We start from the raw sequence: 25216 nt of genomic DNA on the forward strand, positions 1-25216 counted from the left end.
TACTATATGCCAATACTTAGCAAAGAAGAAGCACAGGCTTTATTAAAGAAAGTGCTTAGTTATTCAAAAGCCGATGAATGCGAGGTGAGCGTAAGCGGCCGCGATGGCGGTAACATCCGTACGGCACTCAACGCCGTATCCACCGCCGGCGATACCAGCACCAGCGGATTGGCCGTTAGCTCTACCTTCGGTAAAAAAACAGGCACTGCTACCATCAATGAGTTTGATGATGCCTCACTGGAAAAAGTAGTACGCCGCGCCGAAGAACTGGCACAATTAGCGCCGGAAAACCCGGAGCACATGCCGCTGTTAGGCCCGCGTGATTTCAAAGAATCTATTACTTTCAATGCAGATACTGCCGCCATGACGCCCGAAAGCCGGGCCGATTTGATGGCCAAAAGTTTGGAAGTAACCAAAGCTGCCGGCTTAACTGCAGCCGGTTTCCTGGAAAACTCATCAGGCTATGTAGCTGTAGCCAACTCTAAAGGGTTATTCGCCTACAACAAATCATCAGATGTTACCTTTTCGGTAACTACACGTAACCAAGCCGGTACGGCATCAGGCTACGCCGCACGCGGTTTTACCGATGTTAAAAAGCTGGACACTTACGCAGCTACCAAAATTGCAGCACAGAAAGCCATTAGTTCGGTAGGCGCCAAAGCCATGGAACCCGGCAAGTACACTGTAATTTTAGAGCCTACTGCCGCTGCTTACATGATGGAAAACATGTTCCGCTTCGATGCGCGCAGCGCAGACGAAGGCCGCAGCTTTTTGAGTAAAAAAGGCGGTGGTACACGCTTAGGTGAACAGCTAATGGATGAGAAAGTGAACATTTATTCTGATCCTTTCAACACCGAATTACCCGGCAGCACCTGGAATGGCGATGGGTTACCCTTAGAGAAAATTTACTGGATACAAAACGGCATGGTGAAAAACCTGAGCTACTCGCGCTATTGGGCACAAAAGAAAGGGGTTGAACCCGTACCCGGCCCAAGCAACATCATTATGGATGGTGGCAATAGTAGCATTGAGGAGATGATCAAAAGCACCGAGCGCGGCATTTTGGTGTCTCGCCTGTGGTATATCCGTATGGTTGACCCTAAATCTTTACTGTTAACCGGCCTTACCCGCGATGGTACATTTTACATTGAGAACGGCAAAATCAAGCATCCGGTGAAAAATTTCAGGTTTAATGAAAGTCCGGTCATTATGCTGAACAACGTAGAAGCACTGGGCAAGCCCGAACGTGCCATCAGCGTGGAAAGCTACCGCAGCTACCTCATCCCACCAATGAAAATCAGGGACTTTACCTTTAGTTCATTGTCTGACGCAGTTTAAAATTTACAACTATATTTAAAAGCCATCTTTCGGGATGGCTTTTTTGCTTTTGTGTAAAGGTTTGTCATTGCGAGGAACGAAGCAATCCCATCGCATACAGGGCGAAGATGCACGGTTACGAGATTGCTTCGTTCCTCGCAATGACAAAACTTTAGAATCTTAACATCATTTAACATTTTCTATTCTTCCAAGCAACAGGCATATCACTATCTTCAACCATGATTCGTTATGGCCTTATCATCTGCTGCTTTTTATTCCTCTGCCTACACGCACATGCCCAAGTTTTGGTTAAAGGCAAAGTGATGGAAAATCAAACCCGTATACCCTTAGCCGGTGTGCGGGTAGAAAACCTGACTACCAAACAAAGTACATTAACCGATAACAAAGGCCTGTTCAGTATTAAAGCCGAAAAGAACCAGCTACTCACCTTTAAAGTGTTCTCCTACGAGCCTGACACCATATTGATTACCGGTTACCTGATGCTGGAGGTCTACCTTAGCCTGCAAACGCATATTCTCCAGAAAAACGTAAATGTAACTACTGCTCAGGGGCCGGGTTCCTTTGCCGTATATGACCCTTTGTACCACGGGCAAACCGTAACTTACCAAACTGATGCCAGCGGACGCCCTAAAGGTGGCGTAGTTTTTCGTTTCTGGTACTGGAAAAAAGATGAACGCCGCAAAAAACGCAACGAGCGTCGGGAAGAAGAAGGGCGCTTAAATGCACAGATTGATACGGTATTTACATCTGCCCATCTGTCTAAATATCTTACTTTAAATGCAACAGAAATGAGCCGGTTTATTCAGCTTTATAAACCTACCACGACCGTTTATTTTGACAATGATTTCAACCTGCTGAGTTACCTGCAAGGCTGCGTTAAAAAATTTAATCAGCTACCGCCTGAACAGCGCAACCGGCTGGATACCTTAAAGCTTCAGTAAAAATCATTCTATATTAGTTTTCTGCAAAACTCTGCTCTTGTGCTTAGGTTTAATCAACACCGGGGCAATACCGCACCGGCTTCATCAAATTTTATACTATGGGATTTGACCAATATCACGAACCGGCGCATGAGCTGCCGGAGGAAACCCGAACTTTTGCCCGCATGATTGCCTCACTTGGTGAGGAAGCAGAAGCCATTAACTGGTACGAACAGCGTATTGCAGTAGAAAAGAACGAGCAGGCAAAAGCTATTATGCAAAATGCACAAAAAGAAGAATTCAAGCATTTTGGCATGGACCTGGAATTTCTACTCCGCCAAAAGCCTATGTGGCGCGATACCATTAAAGAAATATTATTTAAAGAAGGAGACATTGTAGAACTGGGTGAAAAAGGCGAAGAAGCCACCGAGTAACCTGTCCTTATAATTCACTTATTATAAAAAGTACTTTCCTGAAATGCTTATCTTGGTAAACCAATATTTTCACATTGAAAAGGAAAGACTTTTTATACCTCAGCGGCCTGGGCATCAGCAGCGCCATGTTCAGCAGGTTTACCGCCAATGGTAATCCTATACATCCCGAAGATGCACTCAAAACTGTTGATACCGCCTTTAAAAAAGCTTTGGCTGATGTAGCGCTCAATACCGCTAAATCAAAAGGCGCTACTTATGCCGATGTACGCATTGGCCGCTACCTCAACCAATCCATCATCACCCGTGAGCATCAGGTAGAAAATGTATCTAATACCGAATCATATGGTGTGGGTATACGCGTGTTGGCAAATGGTTGCTGGGGTTTTGCGGCTACCAACAATGTCACCAAAGAAGGAATGGCTAAAACTGCCGAACGCGCTGTTGCTGTGGCTAAAGCCAATGCCAAGCTGGGCGGCGCACCTGTGCAGTTGGCCCCGCAAAAGGGCTACGGTGAAGTAAGCTGGAAAACGCCCATCCTGCAAAACGCTTTTGAAGTACCCTTGAAGCAAAAAGTGGATTTATTATTAAACGCCAATGCCGAAGCATTAAAAGGCGGTGCCACTTTTATTAATAACTCGCTGTTTGTTATTAACGAAAAAAAGTATTTCGCCTCAACCGAAGGTTCATATATTGACCAGGATGTACATTGCATCTGGCCTTCGTTCACCATCACCAAAACAGATGGAAAAGGCGGCCGCTTTGAAACCAGAAATTCGCTGAGTTCTCCTATGGGCTTAGGTTTTGAATACCTGATTCCGGATGAGAAAGAGAAGATACAGGGCATTTTCCCACTGTACCGTAACCGTTATGATATGCTGGAAGATGTACGCATTGGTACTGCCCATTTGGATGAAAAGCTGAAAGCCAAGCCATTGGAGCCAGGCAAGTACGACTTGGTACTCGACCCTACTAACCTTTTCCTTACCATCCACGAATCGGTAGGCCACCCTACGGAGTTGGACCGTGTATTAGGTTACGAAACTAACTTTGCAGGTACCAGCTTCCTGACATTGGACAAATGGAAATCCGGCAAATTCAACTTCGGCAGCCCGATTGTTAATTTTACCGGGGATAAACTACAGCCCGGCTCGTTGGGGGCCGTAGGCTATGACGACGAAGGTGTAAAAACCGGCCAGTGGGATATTATTAAAAACGGCACCTTAGTCAATTATCAAACCACGCGTGACCAGGCACACATTCTCGGTTTAAACGCCTCGCAAGGTTGCTGCTATGCCGACAGCTGGGATTCGGTTCAGTTTCAGCGGATGCCGAACGTAAGCCTTCAGCCTGGTAAAACGGCTTTGAAAACTGCAGAGATGATCAAAGGTATTGAGAAAGGTTTGTACATGTTTGGCCGTAACTCCTACTCTATCGACCAGCAGCGGTATAATTTTCAGTTCAGCAGTCAGCTGTGTTATGAAATTAAGGACGGTAAGATTGCCGGTATGGTTAGTGACGCCGCTTATCAGGCCAACACCCAGGAGTTCTGGAACTCCTGCAGTGCCATTTGCGATGCCGGTGATTATCGAATGGGCGGATCCTTCTTCGACGGTAAAGGTCAGCCCCAGCAGGTGAGCGCTGTTTCACATGGCTGCGCTACTACTAAATTTGATAAAGTGAACGTGATTAATACCGGGAAGCGGTTGGGATAGATAAACTTATTGTTAAGTAAAAAACGTCATTGCGAACTACGAAGCAATCTCTCTGCACCTGAATAAGGTCGCTCGTACAGAGATTGCTTCGTTCCTCGCAATGACTTGCTGGAGGAGCAAACAGTACTTATTTATTAATACCTGTTCACATTAAAATCAGATATACCACCACTAAAATGGATATACATTTTGTTAGGCGCAGAACTGAAGTTGGCCGTTTCATAACGGTTGTTGCCCACTTTGTTAAATCCATTGATGTTGGTATCTGATAAGCCGCTGCTGGTAATTACCTGGCATGCCGCGCCTGTGGGTACACTAATATTGATGTCAGATACCCCTGTAGAAATATTTACGTGCGTTTCTGCCAATGGCATACCCATTTTTATGGTATAGTCGGTTGCCCCACCGCTTAATTTCAGATTACGGATTTTAAACTTCGATAAATCGAATTTTAACTCATCGGCACCGCCTTTGATGTCAATATCCCAAAGGGGCCTGCTGTTTAGCTTTACCGCAGCGCTGTTAGAATTATCTGAACCGAAATTCCAGTTTTTACCTTTCATGTGTAAATTGATTACAGCAGTAGAATCGGTTAATCTTTGATTAAAAACATACCTGCCATTGTATTCGTGCGTTTGTGCGCTCATCAGTTCGCTGGTGGTATCATTTAACGTATAACTGGTGGCTGCGCCCTGTATGCTTAATGAAGCCACTTTTACCTTAGGCTCCCAGGGCTGGCTGTAAGTGTTAGTGCTGCCTTTTATTCCTCTGCGGGTGTCGTTGTCATTATCGTTATCGTCGCTGTCATCATCGTTATGATAATTATAACGGAACCAGCCGCCGCGCTCATAACGGTTACCGAAATCGCCGAAGAAAATTAAACCGAGGCAAAACACCGCTACCACCACACGTACTGCTGTTGCCCAAGGTGCACGGTTATGGCTCAGTAGCAAATTCACCCCTCCTATTACTAGAAACAACGGCCACAGGTACATAAAATTTTGCCAGTGAAAATGCAGTACGCCCAAACGGTTGAGTAAAAAGGCCAGACCGATAAATACCAATATCAGGCCGGGAACTAATCTGTTACGATTCATGATAAGTTAAATTTTAGGTGAGTTGTCGTTAAATGGATTGTTTTTTACAGGAGCGCTGTGGCGTGAGCTGAAAACAAACACCAGGCCCACTACAATAAATAATACAGGCCAGAAATAATCAAAATCAAAGTGGTAAATAATATTAAACTGATCAAGCAAGAACATTACCCCTACCAGGATTAATGCCAGGCCGCCAATGTATCTGCCTGTTGATGGCTTACGGCTATACTCTGGCGCATAGCCTGCGGTGCCTTCAGGCTGCACCATATAATCTACCCCGGGAACGCCATTTACACCATAAGGGCGCTTAGGCAGTACAATCCACATCACTATATATAATAAAAAGCCTGCGCCATGTCCAAACACAAAGCTTAATAAAAACAGTACCCTGATGATGGAAACATCGGTGTTGAGATATTCAGCCAGGCCGGCGCAAACGCCGCCAATGGTTTTATGCTGTTCATCCCGGTATAATCTCTTGTTCATGATGATAATTTTTAAGTGGTTAGTAATTTCTTAAAGCTGACCAAAAACAGGCTTGATAATTAATTGCTCCGGGTTAGCCCCTGCGCTCATCAGGTAACAGCTGATGATGGCCGATGCTACATCCTCGGGCTGCACGAAACGCTGCTGATCCACCGTTGTGCCTTCCCATGATGAAGTAAAGGTTGAGCCGGGTAAAACCGCGGTTACTTTTATTCCGTATGCCTGCATTTCTAATCGCATTATATCATTAAGACTCAGCTGTGCTGCCTTTGTTACAGAATAACTTCCGGCATTTACAACCGGGCCGGTAGCCGCTGCCGAGCAAATGTTAAACACATGCCCCCAGCGCGCCTGCATCATCTTGGGCCCAAAATACCGGTACAAATGATAGCCCGACAGCAAATTAGTATCTAATTGCTGCTGCAGAGTATCTTCCTTATCTTCCAATATACTATTGGGTATAAACTGCCCTACATTGTTCACCAGCACCTGTATACTACCCAGCGCCTGCTCGGCCTGGCGGGCAAAATCAAGCAGTTCGGCCTTATCACTACAATTAGTTACGTGACTGAAAATTGTGCATTGCGGATAACTTTGCTGCAATTCTTGTTTAAACTGCTGCAATTCTTTATCATTACGAGAACAAATTGCCACGTTCAATCCTTGTTTAGCAAATGCAATCGCAATTGCCCTGCCTATGCCCTTGGTGGCTCCTGTAATTAAGGCGTTTTCCATAGCAGGTAAATATAGCAATCTGCAAATGCTTACAATTAAAATGTATTTTTAACCCAAATTTTTACAGCTACTTATGTTCGCAAGTTTAGGCAGGTATATATTGCTCTTACGCCTTAGTTTTAAGCGCCCCGAAAAATTTGTTGTGTACTGGAATGAGGTGATGCGCGAAATGGTGTCCATCGGCATTGGCTCGCTGGGTATCATCAGCATCATTTCGGTATTTATTGGTGCAGTGGCTACCATTCAGGTAGCTTTCCAGTTATCAAGTCCGCTGGTGCCCCGCAGTATTGCAGGCAGCATCGCGCGCGATTCTACCATACTGGAGTTCAGTCCTACCATTTCATCACTGGTATTGGCCGGCCGTGTAGGCTCAAGCATTGCTTCGCAGATTGGTACCATGCGTGTAACCGAACAAATTGATGCCCTCGAGATCATGGGTGTAAATGCACCGGGCTATTTAATTGCCCCAAAAGTAATTTCGGGGATGATTATGGTACCCATACTGGTCATCATTTCTATCGCCTTGGGTATCATTGGCGGTTACATTGCCACTGCCACATCAGGTGACATCACCCCTGCCGATTATATTGCCGGTTTGCATGATGGCTTTATGCCCATCACCATTCAGGTAGCCATGGTTAAGGCTTTAGCTTTTGGTTTCATTATTACTTCAGTATGCGCATACCAGGGCTTCTACACATCGGGCGGTGCGCTCGAGGTAGGCCAGTCGGCCACCAGCGGTGTGGTATACAGCTGTATTGGAATTTTATTTGCAGATTTAGTAATTACCCGTTTAATGCTATGATAGAGATTAAGGATATTGAGAAAACATTTGGCGAAAACACGGTATTAAAAGGCATCAGCGCTAATTTTCAATCAGGCAAAAATAACCTGATTATTGGCGGCTCCGGCTCGGGTAAAACTACACTGCTCAAATGTATTGTAGGTTTGCACGAACCTACTAAAGGACAGGTTTTTTTCGATAAAGAAAATTTCACCGAAATGAATTTCGAGCAGCGCGTGCCTATCCGTACCCAAATTGGTATGCTGTTTCAAAACTCGGCTTTGTTTGATTCCATGACGGTGGAAGAAAACATTATGTTCCCGATGAATTTGTTTACCGATAAAACTAAAGAAGAAAAGCTGGAACGTGCCAACTTCTGTTTAAAGCGCGTTAACCTGGAAGGAAAAAACAAATTGTTTCCGGCTGAGCTTTCGGGTGGTATGAAAAAGCGGGTGGGCATTGCCCGGGCTATAGTAATGGACCCCAAATATTTATTTGTGGATGAGCCCAACTCCGGCCTTGACCCTAAAACTTCAGTACTGATTGACCAGTTGATTAACGAAATTACTCAAGAATACAACATCACCACCATTGTGGTAACACACGATATGAACTCAGTAATGGGCATTGGCGACCACATTTTGTTTTTACACCAAGGCAAAAAATGGTGGGAAGGTTCTAATAAAGAAATTGCCCACACCGATAACCCGGAACTGAACGATTTCATTTTTGCCAGCAAGTTTATGGAGGCGGCAAAAGATCAGTTATAAATTACTAATCATAAAAAAAGGCCCAGTTTGTACCGGGCCTTTTTTTATGATTAGTAACGACGATAATGTCTGTAATATGGGCGGTGATAACCATGGCGTACTACCCTGCGGGTTACCACTACTTCGTGGCGGCGTACGGGGCGGCGCACTACCACTACACGGCGCTGTATAGGGCGGTTCACTACAACGGTACGGTGATAAACAGGCCGGTCTACAACGGTTCTTACACGTACCTGAGCATTGGCATCAGCGCTCATTAAACCTACAGCTACTACAAGCGCAACAATTAATGATTTCAGAGTTTTCATAAGTCTAATTTTTATAAGTTAATACTAGTAAGCCTTATTCATGTGATGGCTTAGCCGCCGTCATCAATAATGCTTTTTATAACTTAAAGACTGGCCGTTTAAGCTCGGGTTTAACTGTAATAGCTAAGTTACAAAGCAGGCGTAAAACAGCTTACCTTATAAAGCATAACTACCGTTTCTTTTACCATAACCTAATTTTCAACTATCTTTGCCGGTAATGATTCAATTACTTACCCCAACGCACTGGAAAGATTACGAACTGATTGACTGCGGCAACTTTGAAAAATTAGAACGCTTTGGCAACGTTACCCTCATCAGGCCTGAGCCGCAGGCTGTCTGGAACAAATCGCTTCCGGAAGCCGAATGGCAGCGCCGGCACGACATCCGTTTTAAAGGCCGCTCGGCCACGGCGGGCGAATGGGTGAAGAAGAATCCGAAAGCATCAGACCGCTGGCATGTTACCTATCAGAACCCTGAAGCTGCAATTAAGTTCAGGTTAGGTTTAACCTCCTTTAAGCATGTGGGTATTTTCCCTGAGCAGGCCGTTAACTGGGACTATATTTCAGAAACAGTAAAACGTTTCCAAACGCCTGAACCGAAAGTGCTCAACTTATTTGCATATACTGGCGGAGCTTCGCTGATAGCCCGTGCCGCCGGGGCCGATACTACGCACGTAGATTCTATTAAACAGGTAGTCACCTGGGCCAATGATAACCAGGAACTATCAGGCCTTAATAACATCCGTTGGATGGTGGAGGATGCATTGAAATTTGTAAAACGCGAAATTAAACGCGGCAAAAAATATAATGGTATCATCCTCGATCCACCGGCTTACGGGCATGGCCCCAACGGCGAAAAGTGGAAACTGGAAGATCACATTACCGAAATGATGCAGGATGTAGTGCAATTGCTTGATGAAAAGGAACACTTTTTAATATTGAACACTTACTCGTTAGGCTTTTCTTCTGTGATTGTTGAAAATCTGATCAAAAGTTCATTCCCAAAGGCAGAAAACCTGGAAACGGGTGAGCTTTACTTGCAGGCTACTGCAGGGTGCAAGCTACCGCTGGGTGTGTTTGGTAAATTCAGGAAATTAAGCAAATAATCAGCTTTTCAGATTATAAAAGCCTTACCTCCAGTAATTAAGATCATATACCTTCACTATATGCGTGTAAAATTATTTTGGCTGGCCTGCTGCCTGTTACCCTTACATGTGATTGCCCAAAATCACTATGATGTACTCATCAGGAATGGTAAGATAGTAGACGGTACCGGCAACCCCTGGTTTTACGGCGATATAGGCATTGTTAAAAATAAGATTGCTGCTATTGGTAATCTGTCTGGCAGTAAGGCTACGCAAACTATTGATGCGACTGGGTTAATTGTTGCCCCCGGTTTTATTGATGTTCATACCCACATTGAAGGAGATGAAAAACGCACACCCACTGCCGATAATTTTATTTATGATGGCGTAACCACCGTTATTACCGGCAACTGCGGCGAATCAAACGTAAATATCAAAGCTTACCTGCATTTTCTGGATAGCTTAAAATTATCTGTTAACACTGCCACATTAGTAGGGCACAATGATGTGCGTAAGGCTGTACTGGGTGCCGCCGCCACAACACCCAACGACAGGCAACTACGGCAGATGACTGACCTGGTGGAACAAGCAATGCGCGATGGCGCTTTCGGCTTCTCCACAGGCTTAATTTATACGCCGGGCATCTACTCCAAAACGCCAGAGGTAGTCGCTTTAGCCAAAGCCGCGGCTAAATACCAGGGCATCTATACCTCGCACATGCGCAACGAAACGGATAAGATTTTCGATGCCATTAATGAGGCCATTGATATTGGTCGCCAGGCCCACATGCCGGTTGAGATTTCGCATTATAAAGTAGGCCGGCCCAACTGGGGCAGCTCTGCCCGGATGATTGCCATGGTGGAGGACGCCCGCAAAGAAGGCTTGGATGTAACTGTTGACCAGTACCCTTACACCGCCAGCAGCACGGTACTGAGCGTTTTACTGCCCGACTGGCTGCAGGACGGCGGACGAGATTCAGTCTTGAAACGCCTGGCCGATACCAGCATCCACCGCAAGGTAATTAATGAGATGATTACCGATATGCAGCGCCGCCAGTTGCCTCATTTTGATTATGCCGTAGTAGCCAATTGCTATGCTGATAAAAGCCTCAATGGTAAAAGCATTGCCCAGATCAATAAAGAACGCGGCTTACCTGCCACCATTCCTGATGAGATTGAAACCATCCTGTATATCATTAAACTGGGCGGCGCTGATATGGTGTTTCATGGTTTGAGTGAAGATGATGTGGAGCGGATTCTTGGCTATCCGCTTACCATGGTTGCCTCCGATTCGGGCATACGTTTGTTTGGTAAAGGTGTACCGCACCCGCGCGGCTATGGCAGCAATGCACGCGTACTGGCCCGCTATGTGCGCGAAAAGAACTTGATCCGCTTGGAGGATGCCATACGTAAAATGACTTCATTACCAGCACAAAAGTTCAGGCTGGAGGGTCGGGGATTGTTACAGCCGGGCATGTACGCCGATGTAGCAATTTTTGATGCCGACAAAGTAACCGACCAGTCTACGTTTGAGCACCCCCATGCTTATTCGGTCGGGTTTAAATATATTTTGGTAAACGGCAAACTAACTGTTAATAATTTTAAGCATATTGGTACCCGCAATGGCTCCGTATTGTACGGGCCAGGTTATCATCACCAGACACGATAAACATACCTATGAGGACTTTAAAATCCGTTTTTGTAACTACAGGGCTGCTATTAGGCTCGCTGGCCCTGTTTTCTAATTGTACAGAATCTACCAAAGCCGGCAAAACCGGTACCGGTAGCGATACCACTAAGAAAGCCGGCGATACCACCGCATCTGTTGCTGTAAAGGGCAATTATCCGCCGCTGGATAAAGCGAAGTACGACAGCCTGATGAAACGCCTGGCTAATGGCGATACCACCGGGCGCTGGCCTGTAAAAAATGCGCCCTACCCTGTGGATGGTGCTATTTTACCGTTTAAGCGCATTGTGGCTTTCTATGGTAACCTGTACTCTAAAAAAATGGGTATCTTAGGTGAGTTGCCACCAAACGAAATGCTGGCCAAATTAAAAACGGAAGTTAAAAACTGGGAACGTGCCGACCCAAAAACCCCGGTACAGCCTGCTTTGCACTATATTTGCGTAGTAGCACAGGGCGATGGCGGTAAAGATGGCAAGTACCGTTACCGCATGCCGTTTAAGCAAATTGACTCAGTACTGGTACTGGCAAAAAAATCTAACTCTATTGTATTCCTGGATGTGCAGGTGGCCCTGAGCAACATACGCGATGAACTGCCTTTGCTGGAGAAATACCTAGTAATGCCGCAGGTACATTTTGGTATGGATCCAGAATTCTCAATGAAAGATGGCACCAAACCTGGCCGTAAAATAGGAACTTATGATGCAGCTGATATCAACTATGTATCAGATTACTTATCAAACCTGGTGCGTAAAAATGGCCTGCCGCCTAAAATATTAATTGTACACCGTTTTACCCGTAAAATGGTAACCAATTATAAAAACATCAAACTGCACAAAGAAACTCAGATTGTAATGAACATGGATGGCTGGGGCGAACCTGAGTTAAAATTGGGTACTTATCGCAACCACATCTTCCCTGAACCAGTACAATTCACCGGTTTCAAACTGTTTTATAAAAACGATTTAAAGAAAGCACCTCACCACATGCTTACACCTGATGAAGTGTTGAAATACAAACCGGCACCAATTTATATTCAATACCAATAGTCCCCGGCTCCCTGAAGGAGGGAGAAATTAGGATGAAAGGAAAAAGGACAAAAGATAAGGAGTGTTATCCTTATCTTTTGTCCTTTATCTTTTTATCATTTGTTCAACTCCTGTTCCCCTTCAGGGCGTTATGGGGTCTTCTACTCAAAATACAAGCTAAACCCTATGCTATGTAAAAACAGCTTGTTGAGCGGTAAGGAATAGGGATGATTTTCAGCCACCAGAATATTACCAAAGGAGTTGGAAATTTTGATTTCGGGTGAAAGTTTAAAATATTCGAAATAAATATCCATACCAACCCCTACTTCGTAAGAACCAAAGCCACTCGCATTTTTCACCAGTTTGTCCAGCGGCCCGGCGTCGGCATCTTTGCGCCGCTGCGAGCCCAGCGAAGCCGTGTATTTAACGCCGCCCAGCAAGTAAGCCCGAATATCGCCCAGGCGGTCTGATTTTAATTTGAAGGAAAGAGGTAAATCTACCGAAGTGGTTTGCACTTGTTTGTCTATGTTCTGCGAAGCATTCTCATAGGTATAACTAAGGGTGCGGTCGGCAAATACCAGTGCGGGTGTAGTGCGCACCTCCAGGTGTTCGGTTAAACTGTAGCGGGTAATAAACCCAACGGCAAATCCCGGCGTGCCTTTTGAGCTGATGCTGTTGAGTGACGAGGTAATATACCGGCCAGTTTCGGCATCATAATACGGTAAGCGCCAGTTCGGATTTTTTACAATTTTAAAATCCTGGCTCACATACTGAAACATGAAACCGAAGCTGAGCTCATTTTGGTCAGCACCACCGCCCCATGCCGGTACGCGCCCCTGCGCCAGCACCAGCCGGCTGCATAAACAACATACCAACAACAGCAGTAACCGTTTACCCATACTTTATTTTACGCCTGTGTATATCGAACAGATACCAAACGTTAACATACGGCTTTTGGTATGCTGAAAGCCCACTTTATCCATCAAGGCTGTAAAACGCTTTCCATCCGGAAAGGCGGCTACCGACTCAGGCAGATAGCTGTAAGCCCGGCTATCTTTTGAAAACAGCTTACCGATGCCCGGCGTAATGTATTTAAAATAAAAATTGTACAACTGTTTAACCGGGAAAGCTTGCGGTTTAGAGAACTCCAGTACTACGGCCTTACCGCCCGGCTTTAATACCCGGTACATATCAGCTAAACCTTCTTCGAGGTTCTCAAAATTGCGTACACCGAAAGCCACTGTAAGAGCGTCAAACTCATTGTCAGTGAACGGGAGTTGCTCCGAGTCACCCAACTTAACACTGAAACGATCAGACAAGCCGCGCTTGGTTATTTTCTGCTCGGCAATATTGAGCATCCCGCGCGAAATATCTACCCCTGTGATCTGCCGTGGTTTTAAAATTTTCAACGCCTCAAAAGCAAAATCGCCTGTGCCGGTGGCTACATCTAAAATGTGCTGAGGCTTATCTTTTTTAAGCTCGTTAATGGCTTTTTTACGCCAGATAATATCGATACCCAGCGACATGAAATGGTTCAGGAAATCATAGGTCTTAGAAATGTTATTAAACATATCGGCTACCTGCTCTTTCTTGGTGGCTTGCTGGTTGTTATATGGAGTTACAGTTTTGTTCATGCGTGCGGCAAAGATAGGCATTTTATCACTCTTGCTTTAGCGGCCAGTACAGTGTAATATCACTGACTATTTTAAATACATGTTCAATATTGAAGCGCCTTCCTTAAGAGATTAAAACTGCCGTTAACATTTTTATTATACGGGCAATTAAACTCCCAATTGACAAAATCGTCGAAAAATTTTGATGCCAGTTATACCTTTTTATGACCAGCATCCGTACTAGTTCTAAAATTTAATTTAAGTAATAATAGCACTTGTTTAACTATTGCATGTGCTAAAGCAATTGAACTTATACCCTGATTAACATTAAAACAAAGTTTGATTAACAACAATGAAAAAAACATCCGTTCTCTCAGTTGCATTGATAGGCCTGGCTACCTTTACGGCGCAGGCTCAGCAACGAAAGTCGCCTCCCATGGCCCCGGTTGCACCCGTTAATACACCAGTTTACAATCACCAGCAAGGCATACAATTGAACGTGGGCACCCAAGGTATAGGCTTGGAATACCACTATGGTATTGTACCAAAACTGGCGCTGCGCGGCGGCGTAGATGTAGTACCGGTAGCCATAAAAAACGTATTTGAATTTTCTGACTTCAATTCTACCTCAGATTTGGACGCCCGCTTTACCAACATTCATATTCTCGCCGATTATACACCGTTTACTGGTGCAAAATGGTTCAGGCTGGTGGGTGGCTTAGCTTATTTTGCCAAAGCTAAAGGAACTTTAGATGTAAAACCTACCGATAGTTATAAGTACGGCGAGATACAACTCACCCCAGAACAGGTGGGCCAGGTAAAATTTACAGCTGACTGGCAGGGCGTAGCTCCATATGCGGGTTTAGGCTTCTTCCGTATGTTTCCGCAAAAAAAATTCAACGTCAATCTGGATCTGGGTACTTATTATTTGAAACAGCCTAAGGCGCACGTAAGCGGAACCGGTAGTTTACAAGGCAACAGTTCACAAACTGCCCAGTTCCAGGAAAATATTAAAGATTACCGCTGGCTGCCAGTGGTGCAAATTAACTTCAATTATAATCTCTAAACACTCAGCAACACCATGACATACTTAAAAAAAGGCATACTGGCCCTGCTGCTGATATTGCCCTTCGCCTGCAAAAACCCCACCGATAACTTAAAAATTGTAGTAGATACCAATATTATCAAATACACTGCACTGCTTCACATCACCGATTCGGCCGACCCGGGCAAAGCTCCGGCTAATACCACCATCACCATTGGCGGCAGTGCGGCCAGCAATATTTATGAAGCATCCGGCAAAAAGAATTTCACGGTAGTGAACGGTGTAATTACTATTGGTTTAGGGCCAGCGGCTTCACCTACGGCGGGCAACCCGTTAAGTTGCACAGTGCAAATCAGTGCACCGGGTTATACCACCACTACGCAAACAGTTACGTTTACAGCAGACCAAACGCAGCAAGTGATCAATATACCACTGGTTAAAACCGGTTCTACCGCTCCGGTGGTTATTCCACCACCTGCCCCTACAGTTAACCCCGATGTGTCTTTGGATTTTACCGGCACCTGCAGCAATAAACCCGATTTATTAATTAAGCCAAGCCTGTATGTATTCTATCGTGTAAATGGCTCGGGCGCAGCTTACCAATATTTAGGTTATATGGAATCTGGTAAAATTACCACCAAGGCATTGGCTTTAGGTAAAACTTACGATTTTCAGATTACCTACGGCGGGCAAAATTATGTAGTTACCCAACTCATACAGCAATCCGGCTACGCGCTTACCCTGGATATGGGAACGGCTTGTAACAATTTCTGATAAACTTTATGCTGTCATAAAAAGAAAAAGCACGGTATTATCCGTGCTTTTTCTTTTTATTCATTTTGGCTTTTTCGGTAGCCTTATAATTATAGGTTTTGGCATTGCTGGCTTTTTTCTCATGAAAAGCCTCGCCAACTGCAGGAGCTATATTTTTATGCTTTGAAGGTTTAGTTTCTTCATCGGCTGTCGCCTTTTTTTCTTTTTGAATCAGTAAATCTTCAGGCAACTCGATTACCGCCATCTTCTGCCCGCTGGTTTGTTCAATCTTTTTTACCTGAGCCAATTCCAAATCGGTAGCAAAGGTGAGGGCTAAAGTTTCTTCGTCTGCAGGCAGGCCGGCATTGATGACACGGTTTAAATAACCATCTGTAGTTTCCGGCAATTCGAAATGAATCAGGAAAGGAATATCCTGTAGTTCTGCAGCATTTACATCAGTACCGGTTACTATTAATATGCGTTGCGATGCATTTTTAAATTCTTCAACAGCGTTTAAGCCGGTTATTTCAAAAAACCATGAATTTAAGACGGCTACTTCACCTTTTAAGTGTAATTGCAAGGTTTGATAAATTTTCTCGGCTGTGGGGCGGGTATTTACAAACACTACGGCTTTGGTAAATACCTCCGCATCTTTCATAAAAAGTATGAGCAGATTAAGCTTGGTACCAAAGTTAGGCACATGATATAGTAGTTGCGGATGCAGGTTGAGCGCAACCTCACCTACTTCTTCAATCTCCACCAAGGCAGGTTGCTTCATATAGGGGTCAATCATCTTATGAAGTTTATCATGCATTACCGTGCTGAATACCAAACGCTGGCATTTAACCAGGGCGTTATTGAGTTCGGCTACCGGTAATTGCAGTCCTTGCTTCACAATCAGTTCGGCATCATCCATCACCAGCAGTTCTACCTTATTTAAGTTGAGCCCCAGTTTAAGGTAAATGGCACGGGCGCGGTCGGGCGTGGCTACCACAATATCAGCACCTTCTGCCATGGCATCCATTTGGGCCTCGGTACCGGGCGTGGCGTATAAACCCACTATAGAAATGGTTTTGTTATTATTCAGCAGTTTAAACTGAGCAATAACGGCTTCTACCCGTTCACGATCAGGCACCAACACCAAAGCGCGGGTAATGCCATCGGCAGTAAAAGTAAAACGATTCAATACCGCCAGCACATAGGTGGTAGTTTTGCCACAGCCTTCGGGGCCAATGGCTATTGTATCCTGACCGCCATTAATGCGTGAAAGTGTTTTCTGTTGTACTTCTTTAGGCGCAGCATATCCGGCATCGTTCAACGATAATAATAGTCCCTTCTTCAGCTTTAATTTTTCCGGCCACGCCATAACTTTGAGTTTTTACAATAAAAAGTACAAATTTAGGCTTTTTAGGTGGATTAAACGGTTACCTAAAGTGCTATAGTCAAATCATCATATGGTACTTAATCCAATTCGGCCAGTAAGCCGTCAATATCCAGCCTTCGGGTAAACATGGTGAGCTTGCCTGCTGCATCCAGCGGCCATTGATCACGCGGGCGGTCCCAGTAAAGTTCAACCCCATTCTGGTCGGGGTCATTTAGATATATGGCCTCAGATACGCCATGATCAGAGGCACCGGTGATATTCGGATATTTAGCATCGAGCAGTCGTTTTAAAATAGCTGCCAGATCTTTTCGCTCGGGGTACAGGATGGCCGTATGATATAAACCTACAGTGTGCTCAGGTGCAGGCCCCGCCCCCTTGCTGTGCCAGGTGTTTAAACCAATATGGTGATGATAGCCCCCGGCTGAAATAAATGCCGCCTGATCGCCATACATTATCACCAGTTCAAAACCTAATAGGCCACAATAAAAATCAATTGACCGTTGTAAATCGCTTACTTTTAAATGCACGTGCCCAATACGGGTTTGTGCAGGTATTTGATAATTTGACATCAATTACATGTTTAAACATCAAATATAAAGGGATTACTTGGTATCTTTGTACCATGATTGTAAAATCGGCCGAATTCATTTGCAGCAACACCAAAATATCGAAGCTGCCGCCGCCCATAAAGCCGGAGTATGCTTTTATTGGCCGCTCCAACGTGGGCAAATCATCATTGATCAATATGCTCACCGGTAAGAAAGGCCTGGCAAAAACTTCGCAAACGCCCGGAAAAACGCAGCTCATCAATCATTTTTATATTAATGATACCTGGTACCTGGTGGACTTACCGGGTTATGGCTATGCCCGCACCTCGAAAAGTAACAAAGAAAGCTGGGATAAATTTATCCGCACCTATCTGGATAAACGAGAAAGCCTGCAATGCGTGCTGGTGTTGATTGATAGCCGCCTGTCGCCCCAAAAAATTGATGTGGAGTTTTGCAACTGGCTGGGCGAAAAAGGCCTGTCTTTTGTATTGGTATTTACCAAAGCGGATAAGCAATCGGGCCTGAAGACAGAACAAAATGTGCAATTGTTTAAAAATGCGTTATTAGAAACATTTGAAGAAGTACCTGAGTGCTTCATCACCTCCTCAGAAAACCGCACCGGCCGCGACGAAGTGCTGAATTTTATTGATGGCGTGAACCAAAATTTTGTGATACCTGAGTTGGTACACACCCCTAACCCCTCTGGAGAGGGGAACTAATCATAACAATGAAAAAATATTTCTCATTAGTTACTTTCTCGCACACCATATTTGCCATGCCTTTTGCCTTTATTGGCTTTTTTCTGGCAGTGAGCACTACAAATCATCCTTTTGAGTGGCATAAGCTGCTACTAATGATATTGTGTATGGTATTTGCCCGAAATTCGGCTATGGCTTTTAACCGTTATCTCGACCGGGAAATTGATGCTAAAAACCCGCGCACCAAGGTACGTGATATTCCGGCAGGTCGTATTTCGCCCGGGGCAGCGCTTACTTTCACTATTGTAAATTGTCTGCTGTTTATAACCGCCACTTACTTTATCAATACCATTTGCTTTTATCTTGCTCCTTTGGCGCTGCTGATTGTATTGGGGTATAGCGCCACCAAACGCTTTACTGCCTTATGCCACATGGTACTGGGCCTAGGCCTGTCACTGGCACCTATAGGTGCTTATTTGGTAGTGGCCGGGCAGTTCAATGTATTACCGCTGCTCTACTCACTGGCGGTACTGTGCTGGGTGAGCGGTTTTGATATTATTTATGCCCTGCAAGATGAGGATTTTGACCGCAATGAGAAATTGCATTCCATTCCCACTTACCTGGGCAAAGTAAATGCCCTGAGGCTATCTACATTTCTGCATATTCTATCAGCACTGTTTGTTATATTACCTGTGTTTTTAACACAGGTAAGCTGGCCATACTATGCGGGCATATTGGTATTTTGCACTATGCTGGTGTATCAGCACCGCCTGGTGAAACCTGATGATTTGAGCCGGGTGAACTTTGCTTTTATGACCACCAACGGTATTGCCAGCGTGGTATTTGCCGTATGCTTTTTACTGGACAGGATATGGATACATCAAACCATCATATAGCGCATTACCGCAAAGCTTTAGAAAAATTTGTAACCTTTACAAATGAAGAATGGGCGCTGTTTGCCCACGGTCTTCGCTTTAAATGTTTAAATAAAAAGCAATGCTTTATTCAGGCTGGTGAAATCAGCAAAGCCGTGGGTTTTGTAATTTCTGGCTCAGTAAGGCTTTACCATATTAAAGACGGGGAACAAATTACCGGGTACTTTTGCCTCGAGGATGACTGGGTAAGTGCTTACAAAAGCTTTATTACGCAGCAGCCCAGCAATGTATATATTGAAGCACTGGAGGATACCCGGTTACTTACATTCTCCTACCAGCATTTACAGCAGTGTTACCAATCGCCGCAATTATGCTACAAAGCCGAACGCTTTGGCCGCCTGATTGCCGAATACTTGGTTTGTTGTTATGATGACCGGGTGAATTCCTTCGTTACCGAATCCCCGGAGGAGCGGTATCTTAAAATGTTGGCCACCGGCAAAAACATCATGCAACGCATCCCACAGCATTACATCGCTAATTATTTAGGTATTACCCCGGTATCGCTGTCACGCATCAGAAAGCGGATTATGGAAACCGTATAATCATGTATTCTATTCTCTTGGTTACTCGTTTTCTTATCTTAAGATAACGATTTGCCTGTTAGTGCAAAGCTACTTTTGTTTAACCAACATCAAAAAGCTATGCATACCATATTAGGCGCAGGCGGTCCGGCTGCAAATGCACTTACCCGCAACTTCATTCAAAACCATCAACCGGTACGCTTAGTTAGCCGCCGCCCGGTAAACATTGATGCCCCGAATGTGAGCTGGCAAAAAGCCGACTTGCTCAATTACACCGAACTTCGGCAGGCAGCAAAAGGTTCATCGGTAATTTACCTATGCGCCGGATTAACTTATGATAAAGATATCTGGCAGCAACAATGGCCGGTGATTATGCAAAATGTAATCAACGTAGCCAAAGAAAACCAGGCACGACTGATTTTCTTTGACAATATTTATATGTACGGCCTGGTGAATGGCCCGATGACAGAGAGCACCCCTTACAACCCTATCAGCGTGAAGGGAGAGATAAGGGCTAAAATTGCCAATACATTAATGGATGAAGTAAAAGCCGGAAACCTGCACGCTACTATAGCCCGCGCACCCGATTTTTACGGAGCGGAAAGCTTAAACAGCTTCTTAGACAGCATGGTATTGGATAAATTTGCTAAAGGTCAGCGTGCACAATGGATGGGCAAAACCGATAAACTGCACAATTTCATCTACATCCCCGATGCCGGCAAAGCGGTATACCTGCTGGGGCAGCACCCTGAAGCCGACAACCAGATTTGGCATTTGCCCACTGCCGCTCCCATGACTGGCAAGCAATTTATCGAACTTGCAGCACAAATATTTAACGTTCCGGCTAAATATAATACGGTTAATAAGCTGATGCTGCGTGTGGCCGGATTGTTTAATAAAGTGATACAAGGCTCCGTAGAAATGTATTATCAGCAGGAATATAATTATATTTTTGATTCCAGCAAATTTGAAAAACACTTTAACTTTCAACCCACTTCGTACCGGCAGGGCATCACAGAATTGTCGGGCACACTTTTTAAACGATAAACCTTTACTTTAACATGATGTTGATTTAGCTAACTTAGCATTCTACAGTTATTACATAATCTATCATCATGATATCATCTAAAGAAAAAACATACATCCCTGCTAATCTCGAAGTTAAATGGGAAAACCTGGAACCACTGTATCAGGAACTAAGTAACCGCCCCATTAATTCGGTTACCGAGTTGGAACAGTGGCTGCGTGACCGCAGCGAACTGGAAGCCGCGTTGGAGGAAGATTTTGCCTGGCGCTACATCCGCATGACTTGCGATACGGCTAACGAAGATTTGCTACAGAAATTCCAATACTTCGCTACCGAGATAGAGCCTAAAATTGCGCCTTATAATAATGAGCTGAATAAAAAGCTGGTAGATAGCGAATACACCAATCAGTTAGATGAGCAAAAATACTTCATCTACCTGCGCAGCGTGAAAAAAGCATTAGAGCTGTTCCGCGAGGAAAACATCCCGGTACAAACCGAAATTCAGCTGGAACAACAGAAATACCAATCGGTTACGGGTGCCATGTCGGTACATATTGGCGATAAGGAGTTTACTTTGGAGCAGGCTGCTGCGATATTGAAAGATACCGACCGCAGCAAACGGCAGGAAGCCTGGGAGAAAATTACCGCCCGCCGCCTGCAAGACAAGCAAACCCTCAACGAATTATTCGACAAGCTGATGGTGCTGCGTCATAAAGTGGCGCTCAATGCAGAGTTTACCAACTTCAGGGACTATATGTTCCAGGCGCTGGGCCGCTTTGATTATACTCCGCAGGATTGCTACAACTTTCATGAAGCGATTGAGACGGAAGTAGTGCCCATTTTGCGCGAGCAAGCCGAAAAGCGCAAGGCTGCACTACAATTAGATGCCCTACGCCCCTGGGATACCGATGTGGATATTACCGGCAAAGCACCATTGAAGCCGTTCGCCAACGGCGAAGATTTGATTGACAAGTCCATCCAATGCTTTAATGCGATCAACCCCTACCTGGGCGAACGTTTGCAGGTGATGAAAGATAACGGTTTATTTGACGTGGAGAGCCGCAAAGGCAAAGCACCAGGAGGCTACAACTATCCGCTGGCTGAAACAGGCGCCCCGTTTATTTTTATGAACTCAGCTAATACCTTCCGTGATTTGACTACCATGGTACACGAAGGCGGCCACGCGGTGCATACCTTTTTAACAGCCGATTTAGAGCTGAACGACTTTAAGCACTGCCCTTCTGAAGTGGCCGAGTTGGCTTCTATGTCAATGGAGTTGATTTCTATGGATAAATGGAATGTGTATTTCAATAACGAGGAGGAATTGAAACGCGCTAAGCGCGACCAACTAGTGGATGTGTTAAAAACGCTGCCCTGGGTAGCTGTGGTCGACCAGTTTCAGCACTGGCTGTATACCAACCCCGACCATACCGACCAGCAGCGCACCGATGCCTGGGTTCAGATTTATGACCGTTTTGGTGCCGGCTTTGTAGACTGGAGCGGACTGGAAGAAGCCAAAGCCAACCTATGGCAAAAACAGCTGCACATTTTTGAGGTACCTTTCTATTACATTGAATACGGCATGGCCCAGCTGGGCGCTATTGCCGTTTGGAAAAACTTTAAAGAAAACCCTGAAAAAGGTTTGCAACAATACTTGGATGCCTTAAAATTGGGTTACACCAAAACCATTAAAGAAATCTACGAAACCGCAGGCATCCAGTTTGATTTTAGTGCCGCGTATGTAAAAGAACTGGCGGAATTTGTAAAGCAGGAACTGGAAAAAATTTAAATGCGTTTAGAATATATAAACTAATAAAGCCGGATGCTAGCATCCGGCTTTATTAGTTTATATATCACCTTTTTTCCTCAACGTCCTTGCGAGGAACGAAGCAATGACGTGTTGATTTAGTCAATCATTTTCAAGTAGCAGTTTACTATGAAAATAAAAATACACAATTACAAGCATTCAAACTGCTGATTGTCAACACCTTAATTTACATACTCAAACATAATCACTTTTTCATCGGTTATTTTAACACCTATGAAAAAGACAACATTATTCCTCGCTGTTCTAATCATGAGCAGTATATCGGCGTTCAGCCAGGTACTGAAACCCGTAAAATTAGATAGTATGGTCACGGTCTCGATGCCGCCGGAGTACAAGCGGCAGGATACATTGGGCCAGCAAATTCTTTCTGGCAATTCTCTATATGGTTACATCATGATCATCAGATCAGCTAACCCTCCGGGCAAGCCATTGAAATATGAGAAAGATTTAAAGAAAGAGCTCAAAAACTACCAGAAGAAAGTAGTGGCCAGTTCAGGCAAGGGCACGGTTGAGCATGACCATGATACCTTAATTAACAATAACCTGATTGCCCGCGATTTTACGCTTAAAATTGATACTGGCTCGGGCGTACAAGACCGCCAGTTCAGGCTGGTGTATACAAAAAACTATACCTATACATTCCAATATTTGTTGAATGATGCCCAGCAGGAAGTAGCCGCAAAAGAGATGAAAGCGTTTTTCGGCTCTATTAAGTTTGACGAAAGCATTGACCGCAACGATCAGTATACAACCATCGGCCAGTTTACGGGCATGCACAAAGGGCTCAGAATGGGGCTCATTGCCGGTGGTGTACTTATTATCGGCCTGATTATCTGGTTAATTATGCGGCGAAAAAGAAATACGCTGCAAGCATAGAAAATAAACTTGCTGTTTCGGGCCAGATGGTGGCAATTACCAGTTGTGTACAGTAATTGCCGCCATCTGGCTTATAGCTCATTAAAAATTTAGTTTAACAATAGCAGATCAGGCATACCAATGATTAGTCCCACACCCCATTGTTTTCTGTTAAAATAATGGGTTCGCCGCCGGTAATTAATATGGTGTGTTCGTGCTGCGCTACGTAGCCGCCTTTATTTCCCACCAGTGTCCACCCGTCGGGCTGGGTATCCGCAATGGTAGAAGCAGTGGAGATAAATGTTTCTACCGCTACTACAGAATTCTTTTTAAAACGCTGCAGATTGAAACGGTCGCGGTAGTTGGCAATTTCATGCGGTTCTTCGTGCAGACTGCGGCCTACGCCGTGGCCTGTCAGGTTTTTAATTACGGTATAGCCACGCTTTTTAGCTTCGGTTTCAATCAATAAACCAATATCAGATACACGCACCCCTCCTTTAATATTACTGATAGCCTTGCGCAAAATTTCTTTAGAGGCGCTTACCAGCTTTTGATGCCCGTGTACATCTTCACCCAGCACAAAAGAACAGCCGTTATCGGCCCAATAACCGTTCAGTTCTGCCGAAACATCAATATTTACTAAATCGCCATCTTTTAACAGCGTTTCAGCATTAGGTATACCATGAGCTACCTGATGATTGATACTGATACAAGTATGGCCCGGGAAATTATAAGTTTTGATGGGAGCCGATACGGCGCCATGCTGGGTTAGTATTGCACCACCAAAATCATCCATTTCCTTGGTGCTCATGCCTGGTTTGGCATAATCAATCATTTGCCGCAGCACAAGCGCAACCAGTTCGCTTATGGCTTTCATTCCCGCTAATTCTTCGTTGGTGGTAATTGACATGTTTTTACTTTTTAAGCAAATGAAATATACTGAACGAAGCAAAGGTACTAAACATCCGGCTTTCAGATGGTTTGAAGCTTGTTAAATTACAGGCTGTTTAGGGCAGGACTGTGTTACCGAAAGTTTAAAGGATGGAAATGCGCTTAATAACCGATTCGGTGCCTACCACAATACGCACAAAGTAAAAGCCGCTGGTAAACTTATTGTTCAGGTACTGAGTAAACTTTTGGTCGCCGGGCTCTACACGCTGCGAAAACAAAGTTTGCACATTATTACCCAATACATCCATCAGCCTGATGGTTACATTGGTATTGCGCGAAATAGTGTATTTGATATTAATTTGATCGGTAATGGTACTGGGCGATACCTGCACATTGCTGAGCAGCCGGTCATCGGTCGGTTTAGGGGTAGGGCGAATACTAAGCGGCGTTGTTTTAAGCGGCGGCATGTTCACCTTAATGCCATTACGTAATATAGAGCCTTTAACTGTTTTATTACTGAAACGTAAATGGTAAGTAGTATCGGCTTTTAAAGGGATGGCGAGGGCAAAATTCATGGATATCGCTATCGCGAACAGCATAATCCATGAAACTTTTTGAGTAGATTTTTGCCCCATATTTAAGTTTAGCTACAAAAGTATAAATAAAGCCATGATGTAATGCAGGTTTTGTATTTTTGCCCGCTGTTTTTAACACAATTTAACATTTGTTTGTTTAGAGT

At 44.6% G+C, this 25216-nt stretch carries 27 protein-coding genes; 17 read left to right on the plus strand and 10 right to left on the minus strand.

Features of this window, described 5'->3' with window-relative positions; translation table 11 throughout:
• Positions 1–6 precede the first annotated feature (6 nt).
• The 4 genes from ACYVNW_RS08885 (at position 7) to ACYVNW_RS08900 (ending at position 4404) form a co-directional block, all read left to right on the plus strand.
• On the plus strand, positions 7–1338 hold the full coding sequence (locus tag ACYVNW_RS08885) for a TldD/PmbA family protein (protein WP_460679499.1): 1332 nt from the start codon (positions 7–9) through the stop codon (positions 1336–1338).
• A gap of 218 nt (positions 1339–1556) precedes the next feature.
• Positions 1557–2279: a carboxypeptidase-like regulatory domain-containing protein gene (locus tag ACYVNW_RS08890; RefSeq protein WP_460679500.1), complete on the plus strand. Its 723-nt coding sequence runs from the start codon at positions 1557–1559 to the stop codon at positions 2277–2279.
• Positions 2280–2377: 98 nt separating this feature from the next.
• Positions 2378–2692 carry a ferritin family protein gene (locus ACYVNW_RS08895; protein ID WP_460679501.1) on the plus strand — a complete coding sequence of 105 codons (315 nt, stop codon included), beginning with the start codon at positions 2378–2380 and terminating at the stop codon, positions 2690–2692.
• Positions 2693–2766: 74 nt separating this feature from the next.
• Entirely contained in the window at positions 2767–4404 is a 1638-nt protein-coding gene (locus ACYVNW_RS08900) for a TldD/PmbA family protein (RefSeq protein WP_460679502.1), read from the plus strand.
• A 134-nt stretch (positions 4405–4538) separates the two neighbouring features.
• Here ACYVNW_RS08900 and ACYVNW_RS08905 read toward each other — a convergent pair whose 3' ends face one another.
• Genes ACYVNW_RS08905 through ACYVNW_RS08915 form a run of 3 tightly spaced genes read right to left on the minus strand, consistent with a single transcriptional unit; the run spans position 4539 to position 6722 of the window.
• On the minus strand, positions 4539–5501 hold the full coding sequence (locus ACYVNW_RS08905) for a LiaF transmembrane domain-containing protein (RefSeq protein ID WP_460679503.1): 963 nt from the start codon (positions 5499–5501) through the stop codon (positions 4539–4541).
• A 6-nt stretch (positions 5502–5507) separates the two neighbouring features.
• Positions 5508–5987 carry a PspC domain-containing protein gene (locus tag ACYVNW_RS08910; RefSeq protein ID WP_460679504.1) on the minus strand — a complete coding sequence of 160 codons (480 nt, stop codon included), beginning with the start codon at positions 5985–5987 and terminating at the stop codon, positions 5508–5510.
• A gap of 30 nt (positions 5988–6017) precedes the next feature.
• Positions 6018–6722 carry an SDR family oxidoreductase gene (locus ACYVNW_RS08915; RefSeq protein ID WP_460679505.1) on the minus strand — a complete coding sequence of 235 codons (705 nt, stop codon included), beginning with the start codon at positions 6720–6722 and terminating at the stop codon, positions 6018–6020.
• Between the two features lie 73 nt (positions 6723–6795).
• On the opposite strand from ACYVNW_RS08915, the gene ACYVNW_RS08920 reads away from it, so the two are divergent.
• On the plus strand, positions 6796–7527 hold the full coding sequence (locus ACYVNW_RS08920; protein WP_460679506.1) for an MlaE family ABC transporter permease: 732 nt from the start codon (positions 6796–6798) through the stop codon (positions 7525–7527).
• Positions 7524–8276 carry an ABC transporter ATP-binding protein gene (locus tag ACYVNW_RS08925; RefSeq protein WP_460679507.1) on the plus strand — a complete coding sequence of 251 codons (753 nt, stop codon included), beginning with the start codon at positions 7524–7526 and terminating at the stop codon, positions 8274–8276. The genes ACYVNW_RS08920 and ACYVNW_RS08925 overlap by 4 nt, the downstream gene beginning before the upstream one ends.
• 50 nt (positions 8277–8326) lie before the next feature.
• Here the strand turns inward: ACYVNW_RS08925 and ACYVNW_RS08930 are convergent, their stop codons facing one another.
• Positions 8327–8584 carry a hypothetical protein gene (locus tag ACYVNW_RS08930; protein WP_460679508.1) on the minus strand — a complete coding sequence of 86 codons (258 nt, stop codon included), beginning with the start codon at positions 8582–8584 and terminating at the stop codon, positions 8327–8329.
• Between the two features lie 217 nt (positions 8585–8801).
• On the opposite strand from ACYVNW_RS08930, the gene ACYVNW_RS08935 reads away from it, so the two are divergent.
• From ACYVNW_RS08935 to ACYVNW_RS08945, 3 genes are read left to right on the plus strand one after another with little or no spacing between them, the layout of a single operon-like run.
• Positions 8802–9689, plus strand: a complete 888-nt coding sequence (locus ACYVNW_RS08935; RefSeq protein WP_460679509.1) for a class I SAM-dependent methyltransferase — start codon at positions 8802–8804, stop codon at positions 9687–9689.
• Between the two features lie 60 nt (positions 9690–9749).
• The gene (locus ACYVNW_RS08940; RefSeq protein ID WP_460679510.1) at positions 9750–11336 is read left to right on the plus strand and encodes an N-acyl-D-amino-acid deacylase family protein; all 1587 of its coding nucleotides are present in this window, start codon (positions 9750–9752) and stop codon (positions 11334–11336) included.
• 8 nt (positions 11337–11344) lie between these two features.
• Positions 11345–12400 carry a hypothetical protein gene (locus tag ACYVNW_RS08945; RefSeq protein ID WP_460679511.1) on the plus strand — a complete coding sequence of 352 codons (1056 nt, stop codon included), beginning with the start codon at positions 11345–11347 and terminating at the stop codon, positions 12398–12400.
• 140 nt (positions 12401–12540) lie between these two features.
• Here the strand turns inward: ACYVNW_RS08945 and porT are convergent, their stop codons facing one another.
• Together porT and ubiE are read right to left on the minus strand one after the other, a co-directional pair.
• On the minus strand, positions 12541–13278 hold the full coding sequence (gene porT / locus ACYVNW_RS08950) for a type IX secretion/gliding motility protein PorT/SprT (RefSeq protein ID WP_460679512.1): 738 nt from the start codon (positions 13276–13278) through the stop codon (positions 12541–12543).
• Between the two features lie 3 nt (positions 13279–13281).
• Positions 13282–14013 (minus strand): bifunctional demethylmenaquinone methyltransferase/2-methoxy-6-polyprenyl-1,4-benzoquinol methylase UbiE, encoded by a 732-nt coding sequence (gene ubiE, locus ACYVNW_RS08955; RefSeq protein WP_460679513.1) that lies wholly within the window; start codon positions 14011–14013, stop codon positions 13282–13284.
• A gap of 331 nt (positions 14014–14344) precedes the next feature.
• Between ubiE and ACYVNW_RS08960 the strand changes: the two genes are divergently transcribed.
• Both ACYVNW_RS08960 and ACYVNW_RS08965 read left to right on the plus strand, forming a co-directional pair.
• Complete coding sequence (locus ACYVNW_RS08960) at positions 14345–15058, plus strand: hypothetical protein (protein ID WP_460679514.1); 714 nt, start codon at positions 14345–14347, stop codon at positions 15056–15058.
• Positions 15059–15073: 15 nt separating this feature from the next.
• A complete protein-coding gene (locus ACYVNW_RS08965) occupies positions 15074–15811 on the plus strand; it encodes a hypothetical protein (RefSeq protein WP_460679515.1) in 738 nt (245 codons plus the stop codon).
• A gap of 37 nt (positions 15812–15848) precedes the next feature.
• Here ACYVNW_RS08965 and ACYVNW_RS08970 read toward each other — a convergent pair whose 3' ends face one another.
• Positions 15849–17156 carry a DEAD/DEAH box helicase gene (locus ACYVNW_RS08970; RefSeq protein ID WP_460679516.1) on the minus strand — a complete coding sequence of 436 codons (1308 nt, stop codon included), beginning with the start codon at positions 17154–17156 and terminating at the stop codon, positions 15849–15851.
• 95 nt (positions 17157–17251) lie between these two features.
• The gene (locus ACYVNW_RS08975; RefSeq protein WP_460679517.1) at positions 17252–17743 is read right to left on the minus strand and encodes a VOC family protein; all 492 of its coding nucleotides are present in this window, start codon (positions 17741–17743) and stop codon (positions 17252–17254) included.
• A 53-nt stretch (positions 17744–17796) separates the two neighbouring features.
• Here ACYVNW_RS08975 and yihA point away from each other — a divergent pair, with 53 nt between their 5' ends.
• The 6 genes from yihA (at position 17797) to ACYVNW_RS09005 (ending at position 23607) form a co-directional block, all read left to right on the plus strand.
• Positions 17797–18441: a ribosome biogenesis GTP-binding protein YihA/YsxC gene (gene yihA / locus ACYVNW_RS08980; RefSeq protein WP_460679518.1), complete on the plus strand. Its 645-nt coding sequence runs from the start codon at positions 17797–17799 to the stop codon at positions 18439–18441.
• A gap of 8 nt (positions 18442–18449) precedes the next feature.
• Positions 18450–19316 carry a UbiA-like polyprenyltransferase gene (locus ACYVNW_RS08985; protein ID WP_460679519.1) on the plus strand — a complete coding sequence of 289 codons (867 nt, stop codon included), beginning with the start codon at positions 18450–18452 and terminating at the stop codon, positions 19314–19316.
• The gene (locus ACYVNW_RS08990) at positions 19292–19897 is read left to right on the plus strand and encodes a Crp/Fnr family transcriptional regulator (protein ID WP_460679520.1); all 606 of its coding nucleotides are present in this window, start codon (positions 19292–19294) and stop codon (positions 19895–19897) included. The genes ACYVNW_RS08985 and ACYVNW_RS08990 overlap by 25 nt, the downstream gene beginning before the upstream one ends.
• A 99-nt stretch (positions 19898–19996) precedes the next feature.
• Positions 19997–20923: an NAD-dependent epimerase/dehydratase family protein gene (locus ACYVNW_RS08995; RefSeq protein WP_460679521.1), complete on the plus strand. Its 927-nt coding sequence runs from the start codon at positions 19997–19999 to the stop codon at positions 20921–20923.
• Between the two features lie 68 nt (positions 20924–20991).
• Positions 20992–22692, plus strand: a complete 1701-nt coding sequence (locus ACYVNW_RS09000) for a M3 family oligoendopeptidase (protein WP_460679522.1) — start codon at positions 20992–20994, stop codon at positions 22690–22692.
• Positions 22693–22944: 252 nt separating this feature from the next.
• Positions 22945–23607 (plus strand): hypothetical protein, encoded by a 663-nt coding sequence (locus ACYVNW_RS09005; protein WP_460679523.1) that lies wholly within the window; start codon positions 22945–22947, stop codon positions 23605–23607.
• Between the two features lie 124 nt (positions 23608–23731).
• On the opposite strand, the gene map is transcribed toward ACYVNW_RS09005, so the two are convergent.
• A complete protein-coding gene (gene map, locus ACYVNW_RS09010; protein ID WP_460679524.1) occupies positions 23732–24496 on the minus strand; it encodes a type I methionyl aminopeptidase in 765 nt (254 codons plus the stop codon).
• Positions 24497–24620: 124 nt separating this feature from the next.
• Positions 24621–25052, minus strand: coding sequence for a T9SS type A sorting domain-containing protein (locus ACYVNW_RS09015; RefSeq protein ID WP_460679525.1), 432 nt, complete (start codon positions 25050–25052; stop codon positions 24621–24623).
• Positions 25053–25216: the final 164 nt, after the last annotated feature.

This window comes from Mucilaginibacter koreensis, from assembly GCF_054783355.1.

What these genes read in the sequence shown, in the direction of transcription:
- ACYVNW_RS08990 (WP_460679520.1), top strand. Translation starts at nt 19,292, where the DNA reads ATGGATACATCAAACCATCATATAGCGCATTACCGCAAAGCTTTAGAA.
- ACYVNW_RS08970 (WP_460679516.1), bottom strand. Translation starts at nt 17,156, where the DNA reads ATGGCGTGGCCGGAAAAATTAAAGCTGAAGAAGGGACTATTATTATCG.
- porT (WP_460679512.1), bottom strand. Translation starts at nt 13,278, where the DNA reads ATGGGTAAACGGTTACTGCTGTTGTTGGTATGTTGTTTATGCAGCCGG.
- ACYVNW_RS08930 (WP_460679508.1), bottom strand. Translation starts at nt 8,584, where the DNA reads ATGAAAACTCTGAAATCATTAATTGTTGCGCTTGTAGTAGCTGTAGGT.
- ACYVNW_RS08920 (WP_460679506.1), top strand. Translation starts at nt 6,796, where the DNA reads ATGTTCGCAAGTTTAGGCAGGTATATATTGCTCTTACGCCTTAGTTTT.
- ACYVNW_RS09005 (WP_460679523.1), top strand. Translation starts at nt 22,945, where the DNA reads ATGAAAAAGACAACATTATTCCTCGCTGTTCTAATCATGAGCAGTATA.
- ACYVNW_RS08935 (WP_460679509.1), top strand. Translation starts at nt 8,802, where the DNA reads ATGATTCAATTACTTACCCCAACGCACTGGAAAGATTACGAACTGATT.
- ACYVNW_RS09015 (WP_460679525.1), bottom strand. Translation starts at nt 25,052, where the DNA reads ATGAATTTTGCCCTCGCCATCCCTTTAAAAGCCGATACTACTTACCAT.
- ACYVNW_RS08885 (WP_460679499.1), top strand. Translation starts at nt 7, where the DNA reads ATGCCAATACTTAGCAAAGAAGAAGCACAGGCTTTATTAAAGAAAGTG.
- ACYVNW_RS08905 (WP_460679503.1), bottom strand. Translation starts at nt 5,501, where the DNA reads ATGAATCGTAACAGATTAGTTCCCGGCCTGATATTGGTATTTATCGGT.
- ACYVNW_RS08925 (WP_460679507.1), top strand. Translation starts at nt 7,524, where the DNA reads ATGATAGAGATTAAGGATATTGAGAAAACATTTGGCGAAAACACGGTA.
- ACYVNW_RS08965 (WP_460679515.1), top strand. Translation starts at nt 15,074, where the DNA reads ATGACATACTTAAAAAAAGGCATACTGGCCCTGCTGCTGATATTGCCC.
- ACYVNW_RS08940 (WP_460679510.1), top strand. Translation starts at nt 9,750, where the DNA reads ATGCGTGTAAAATTATTTTGGCTGGCCTGCTGCCTGTTACCCTTACAT.
- ACYVNW_RS08890 (WP_460679500.1), top strand. Translation starts at nt 1,557, where the DNA reads ATGATTCGTTATGGCCTTATCATCTGCTGCTTTTTATTCCTCTGCCTA.
- yihA (WP_460679518.1), top strand. Translation starts at nt 17,797, where the DNA reads ATGATTGTAAAATCGGCCGAATTCATTTGCAGCAACACCAAAATATCG.
- ACYVNW_RS08895 (WP_460679501.1), top strand. Translation starts at nt 2,378, where the DNA reads ATGGGATTTGACCAATATCACGAACCGGCGCATGAGCTGCCGGAGGAA.
- map (WP_460679524.1), bottom strand. Translation starts at nt 24,496, where the DNA reads ATGTCAATTACCACCAACGAAGAATTAGCGGGAATGAAAGCCATAAGC.
- ACYVNW_RS08910 (WP_460679504.1), bottom strand. Translation starts at nt 5,987, where the DNA reads ATGAACAAGAGATTATACCGGGATGAACAGCATAAAACCATTGGCGGC.
- ACYVNW_RS08985 (WP_460679519.1), top strand. Translation starts at nt 18,450, where the DNA reads ATGAAAAAATATTTCTCATTAGTTACTTTCTCGCACACCATATTTGCC.
- ACYVNW_RS08960 (WP_460679514.1), top strand. Translation starts at nt 14,345, where the DNA reads ATGAAAAAAACATCCGTTCTCTCAGTTGCATTGATAGGCCTGGCTACC.
- ACYVNW_RS08915 (WP_460679505.1), bottom strand. Translation starts at nt 6,722, where the DNA reads ATGGAAAACGCCTTAATTACAGGAGCCACCAAGGGCATAGGCAGGGCA.
- ACYVNW_RS08945 (WP_460679511.1), top strand. Translation starts at nt 11,345, where the DNA reads ATGAGGACTTTAAAATCCGTTTTTGTAACTACAGGGCTGCTATTAGGC.
- ACYVNW_RS08975 (WP_460679517.1), bottom strand. Translation starts at nt 17,743, where the DNA reads ATGTCAAATTATCAAATACCTGCACAAACCCGTATTGGGCACGTGCAT.
- ACYVNW_RS08995 (WP_460679521.1), top strand. Translation starts at nt 19,997, where the DNA reads ATGCATACCATATTAGGCGCAGGCGGTCCGGCTGCAAATGCACTTACC.
- ubiE (WP_460679513.1), bottom strand. Translation starts at nt 14,013, where the DNA reads ATGAACAAAACTGTAACTCCATATAACAACCAGCAAGCCACCAAGAAA.
- ACYVNW_RS09000 (WP_460679522.1), top strand. Translation starts at nt 20,992, where the DNA reads ATGATATCATCTAAAGAAAAAACATACATCCCTGCTAATCTCGAAGTT.